The organism is Bacillus cereus group sp. BfR-BA-01355, from assembly GCF_022663675.1.
Classification (GTDB): Bacteria; Bacillota; Bacilli; order Bacillales; family Bacillaceae_G; genus Bacillus_A; species Bacillus_A thuringiensis_S.
The window spans coordinates 1-4,506 of sequence record NZ_JAKUFY010000205.1 but is presented as its reverse complement, the minus strand read 5'-3'; the positions used below and the strand labels follow the sequence as shown (position 1 = coordinate 4,506).

The window sequence follows — 4,506 nt, the reverse complement described above, 5'->3', positions numbered from 1 at the left end:
CACATCTATTGAAATCACAACCTCCACCAAAACCAAAACCCATAAAATTACCCCCTTTCGTTCGTCAGTATATCTTATGCTCGTCTAGAAAGGATGGTGTGAGTATAGGAGTCTAGTTAAGTGTGGATTTTTATTTAGATTTAAAATTCCTCTATTAACATATTTAAAGCTTTTGACTTTATTCTTTCATATTCCATAGCTCCAGCAAGTTCTTCAGCAAGTAATGGTGATTTTCTGACGTATTTTTCACGAATCACATCATACAATTCGTAAGGAAATAACATATCAATAAACATAATTTTCTTCTGCTCAGCTGTTAAAGGGGAAACTGACTCATATGCGTTAATCATAATTTGAAATTGGTTTTCATTCCAAACACCAGTTGTATCTAGTAGGGGTATAATCATTTTACGCAAGTCTCGAATAGGAAGGTCGTAAGAAACTGTATCTAAATCAATTACCCAAATTTGATTACTTGGATCTAATAAGGAATTTCCTGTTCCATAATCTTGATGACATAAATTAGGGAATTCTTGTAATTCATCAGTCCATTTTGTATATTCAGATTCCAATAGTCTTTGGTGTGTGTGTTTTGCTTCTGAAATGAAAGCATCAATTTCAGTCAAGTACAATTGTGAAAATGGGTCATCCGGCATAGTTGCGGATAAATTTTTCCAAATCTCCATCTGTTGAAATCTTTTAATATAATGATTGGGCCAACGTCCCAGTTTTGTAAAGATAGGTATGCCTGGTGGCGGTTTGTAGCCAATAGAAGCTACATGAAAATCTGCTAACCCTTTCATAATCATTTCAAGGTCCTCTTGCATTGTAAGCTCAAATGGTCTTCCCTCAATCCAATCATAAACAACAAATAAAAATGGACCGTGTTTTGTATATAACTGATTCACTTTGCTTGGAATTATGCTCGGTACACGCATGCCTTTTTTGGCAAGATAATCTTGAGCGTGAATAGAAAATAAAGCCTTTTTTTCAGGGCGATGAATTCTCTTTAAGCAAAATGGTCCATCTGCAGTATGAATTTTCCATACTAAGGCTAGTTGTCCACCCTGTATTAATTCAATTGTAGTCGCTTGAATGTCCCAATGTTGAATCATTGTCTCTGCCAATGCAACTAATTTTTGCTCCTCTTCGGGCGATAATGTATACACCGCTTCTTCATTATGATTCTCCACATATACCACCATCCTTTTATACTCTCTTATTACTGTATGGTACATGACCATTTTTGCTCTAGCCATTTGCCTTTAAGAAGAAAAAGTACTATTTACCAAATTCAATTATAAAAGATGAAATAATGCTTGATAACTCACAAATATAAGGGTTCTTTCGTAACATATGAAGAAAGTTTTATTTTATGAAACAGGGAGGCGATTTAATGAAAATTGCGATAATATCCACTGAAAAGCTACCTGTACCAGCTGTACGGGGTGGAGCTATTCAAATTTATATAGATTCTGTTGCTTCCATTATTGCTTCAAATGGAAAAAATGTGACAGTTATTTCTATAACAGATCCTAATTTAAAATCAGAAGAAAAAAACAAGGGTGTAAGGTATATACGTTTTCCAGAAGAGGAGTATCTGCCTTATGTTATTAAACATTTGAAACAGGAAAAATATGATGTGGTTCATTTATGTAATCGTCCCAATTGGATTACAATTTTACGTGAGGCAGCACCACAGACCAAATTCGTGTTAAGTGTGCATAATGAAATGTTTGCATACGAAAAGATAAGTGATAAAGAGGGCGAAGCGTGTATTGCCGCTGTTTCCAAAATTGTAACAGTTAGTGATTATATTGGAAAAACAATTACCTCGCGCTTTCAAACTGCAAAAGTAAAGACAAGAACAGTATATTCTGGTGTAGATGTAAATGAATATTATCCTTCGTGGACCGCGAATGGTACAAAAGTTAAAAATCATGTTCAAAAACAGTTAAATTTGCAAAATAAAAAAATAGTTTTGTTTGTTGGACGCTTGAGCAAAGTAAAAGGTCCTCATATTTTGCTACAAGCTCTTCCTAAAATAATTGAGAAGAATCCAGACATTGTAATGGTTTTTATTGGTTCAAAATGGTTTGGAGATAACAATGTAAATAATTATGTAAAACATTTATATACTTTAGGTGCAATGTTTCCAGAACATGTAGTCTTTATTAAATTTGTTAAGCCAAAGGATATTTCAACACTTTATGCTATGTCAGATATTTTTGTTTGCTCTTCACAGTGGCAAGAGCCTCTTGCTAGGGTGCATTACGAAGCAATGGCAGCGGGTTTACCAATTATCACAAGTAATCGAGGCGGTAACCCTGAAGTTATTGAAGAAGGAAAAAATGGATATATTGTCAATGACTTTGAGAATCCTGATGCATATGCAGAAAAAATAATTAATCTATTAAATAACGAAAATAAAAGAAAACAGATAGGGAAATATGGACGTGCGAAGGTCGAAAAAGAATTTAATTGGAACCGAGTCGCTATGGATTTAATGAAAGTGTATGGGGAAGTTTTATAAAATTTAAGAGGAGGGTGATGAAAGTTGGAAGAAACAACTGGATTAGAGAGTGAACATTTAAAAAAGGTCCTTAGCTTTTATCCATTTGAAGTAAGTAATATCATTTTACAATCGAGCAGAAGTGGGAGAACAATGTGGGAAGTTGAAACAGAAGAAGGATTAAAAATATTAAAGCAAGCACATATGCACCCCAAAAGGATGCTATTTATTGCTGGAGCACATTTACATCTCCTGCAAAATGGATTACCAATTACAAACATTCATAAAACAAAAAGAGGGGGCTTTTGTATCGGATCTGATGGGTATGCGTATGTGCTATATGATAAGCATCAAGGGAAAGAAGTCATATATTATAATAAAGAACAATTAGAAAAGGTACTCATATATGCAGGTAAATTTCATCAAGCATCAGAAGGGTATATTCCGATGCAAGAAAGTAAAATTCGGAGTCGATTAGGAAAATGGCATAAATTATACAGATGGAAATTACAAGAATTAGAAGGAAACAAAAGAATTGCACTCTCCTTTCCAGATGATGTATTTTCAACGATGTTTTTAGAGTACGTCGATAAGATGTTAGCACGTGGTAAGAGAGCATTACAAGAAATAGATGATCCATATTATGACCAATGGACAAAAGAAGTTATTGCATCTAATAGTTTTTGTCAGCAAGATTTTACTTTAGCAAGGTTTGCAGAAATAGATGATGCTGTGTTTATGAAAGAGCTACATTCTATTACAAATGATTTACCTGTGAGGGACCTACGTATCATTTTAAATAAAGTGATGAAAAAAATGTCAGTTTGGGATACTAATTTAGCAATTCATATGTTAAGTGCATATAATTCGGAAAATTCCTTATCAGAAAAACAATTTCGTGTTCTTTGGACTGATTTATCGTTCCCTCACTTATTCTGTGCAATTGCACATAAATACTATTTAGGACAAAAGCGTTCTTGGTCTGATGAAAAGTATATTTGGGCATTGCAAAATATTATTGCACTTGAAGACTCTAAGGAAGAATTTTTACAAAGTTTTTCTGATATCTATCACGAAATCAAGAGCAATAGTGGAGGGAAATAAAATGAATTCAGAACAAGAAGAGATAGTAATCCCTATTTTAGATTTAGAGAAATTTGTGTTTTCTCCACCAGGGCCAATGGGATGGGAATTGTCAGAGTATGAGCAGCAAAAAAATATTGTACTAAATGAATCTTCGGTACTAGAGAATTTAGCGATTATTGAGGAAGTAGAATTAGAAGAGTTACCCAAAATCGGATTGCTAGATTTAGAAGAGAAATCTCCACAAAAAACTACAATAATTGATGAAGTAAAAGATGAAGAGACTCAAAATGCAATAGAAATAGAAGAACAAAAACCGGAAAAAAATGAGGCCGTTCCAACTCAAATAGAAAAGCCGAAAGTAAAAGTCAAAATTATTACTCCCGATCATCCATTAAAAAGCCCGTGGATAGCAAATTTAGTAAAGAACGCTACGGAAAATGAATAATGAAATTTCCGCAAATAGATTAATCTTTTCATATTCTTTCAACATAGTATATATAAAAATATATTGAAGGAGTTAGGTAAATGGCTGATGTGAAAAGAGCAAAAATAAAATTAGATGTTGAGAATGGCTTTAGTGTTAATTCAGATGGTGATTTACAGGAAGTTCTAAAAGCTCTAACTGAAATAATTCAATCTGGTACACATAATGGTGTAGAGGTTGAAATTCAATATGTTGATGAAACAGAAGTTATCTTTACAGACGAGGAAGAAGATGAGGAAGAAGAAAACGAAGAAGAAAACGAAGAAGAAAACGAAGAAGAAGAAGAAGAAGAGGAAGAAGAAAACTAAGAAGAAAACGAAGAAGAAGACTAAGAAGACGAAGAAGAAGACGAAGATGAAGAAGACGAAGATGAAGAAGATGAAGAAGACGAAGATGACGAAGACGAAGATGAAGAAGATGAAGA

At 33.6% G+C, this 4,506-nt stretch carries 6 protein-coding genes; 5 read left to right on the top strand and 1 reads right to left on the bottom strand.

Annotated features, from left to right (window positions below; genetic code table 11):
• Nucleotides 1–140 precede the first annotated feature (140 nt).
• On the bottom strand, nt 141–1,244 hold the full coding sequence (locus MR167_RS30575) for a CotS family spore coat protein (RefSeq protein ID WP_276575834.1): 1,104 nt from the start codon (nt 1,242–1,244) through the stop codon (nt 141–143).
• A 152-nt stretch (nt 1,245–1,396) separates the two neighbouring features.
• Here MR167_RS30575 and MR167_RS30570 point away from each other — a divergent pair, with 152 nt between their 5' ends.
• The 5 genes from MR167_RS30570 to MR167_RS30550 all read left to right on the top strand — a co-directional run.
• The gene (locus MR167_RS30570; protein WP_242316179.1) at nt 1,397–2,533 is read left to right on the top strand and encodes a glycosyltransferase family 4 protein; all 1,137 of its coding nucleotides are present in this window, start codon (nt 1,397–1,399) and stop codon (nt 2,531–2,533) included.
• 24 nt (nt 2,534–2,557) lie between these two features.
• A complete protein-coding gene (gene cotS, locus MR167_RS30565) occupies nt 2,558–3,616 on the top strand; it encodes a spore coat putative kinase CotS (protein ID WP_242316178.1) in 1,059 nt (352 codons plus the stop codon).
• A 1-nt stretch (nt 3,617) separates the two neighbouring features.
• Complete coding sequence (locus MR167_RS30560) at nt 3,618–4,043, top strand: hypothetical protein (RefSeq protein WP_242316177.1); 426 nt, start codon at nt 3,618–3,620, stop codon at nt 4,041–4,043.
• An 80-nt stretch (nt 4,044–4,123) separates the two neighbouring features.
• Nucleotides 4,124–4,390 carry a hypothetical protein gene (locus MR167_RS30555; protein WP_242316176.1) on the top strand — a complete coding sequence of 89 codons (267 nt, stop codon included), beginning with the start codon at nt 4,124–4,126 and terminating at the stop codon, nt 4,388–4,390.
• The coding region (locus MR167_RS30550) for a hypothetical protein (RefSeq protein WP_242316175.1) at nt 4,314–4,506 on the top strand (193 nt) is incomplete at its 3' end. The genes MR167_RS30555 and MR167_RS30550, both read left to right, overlap by 77 nt.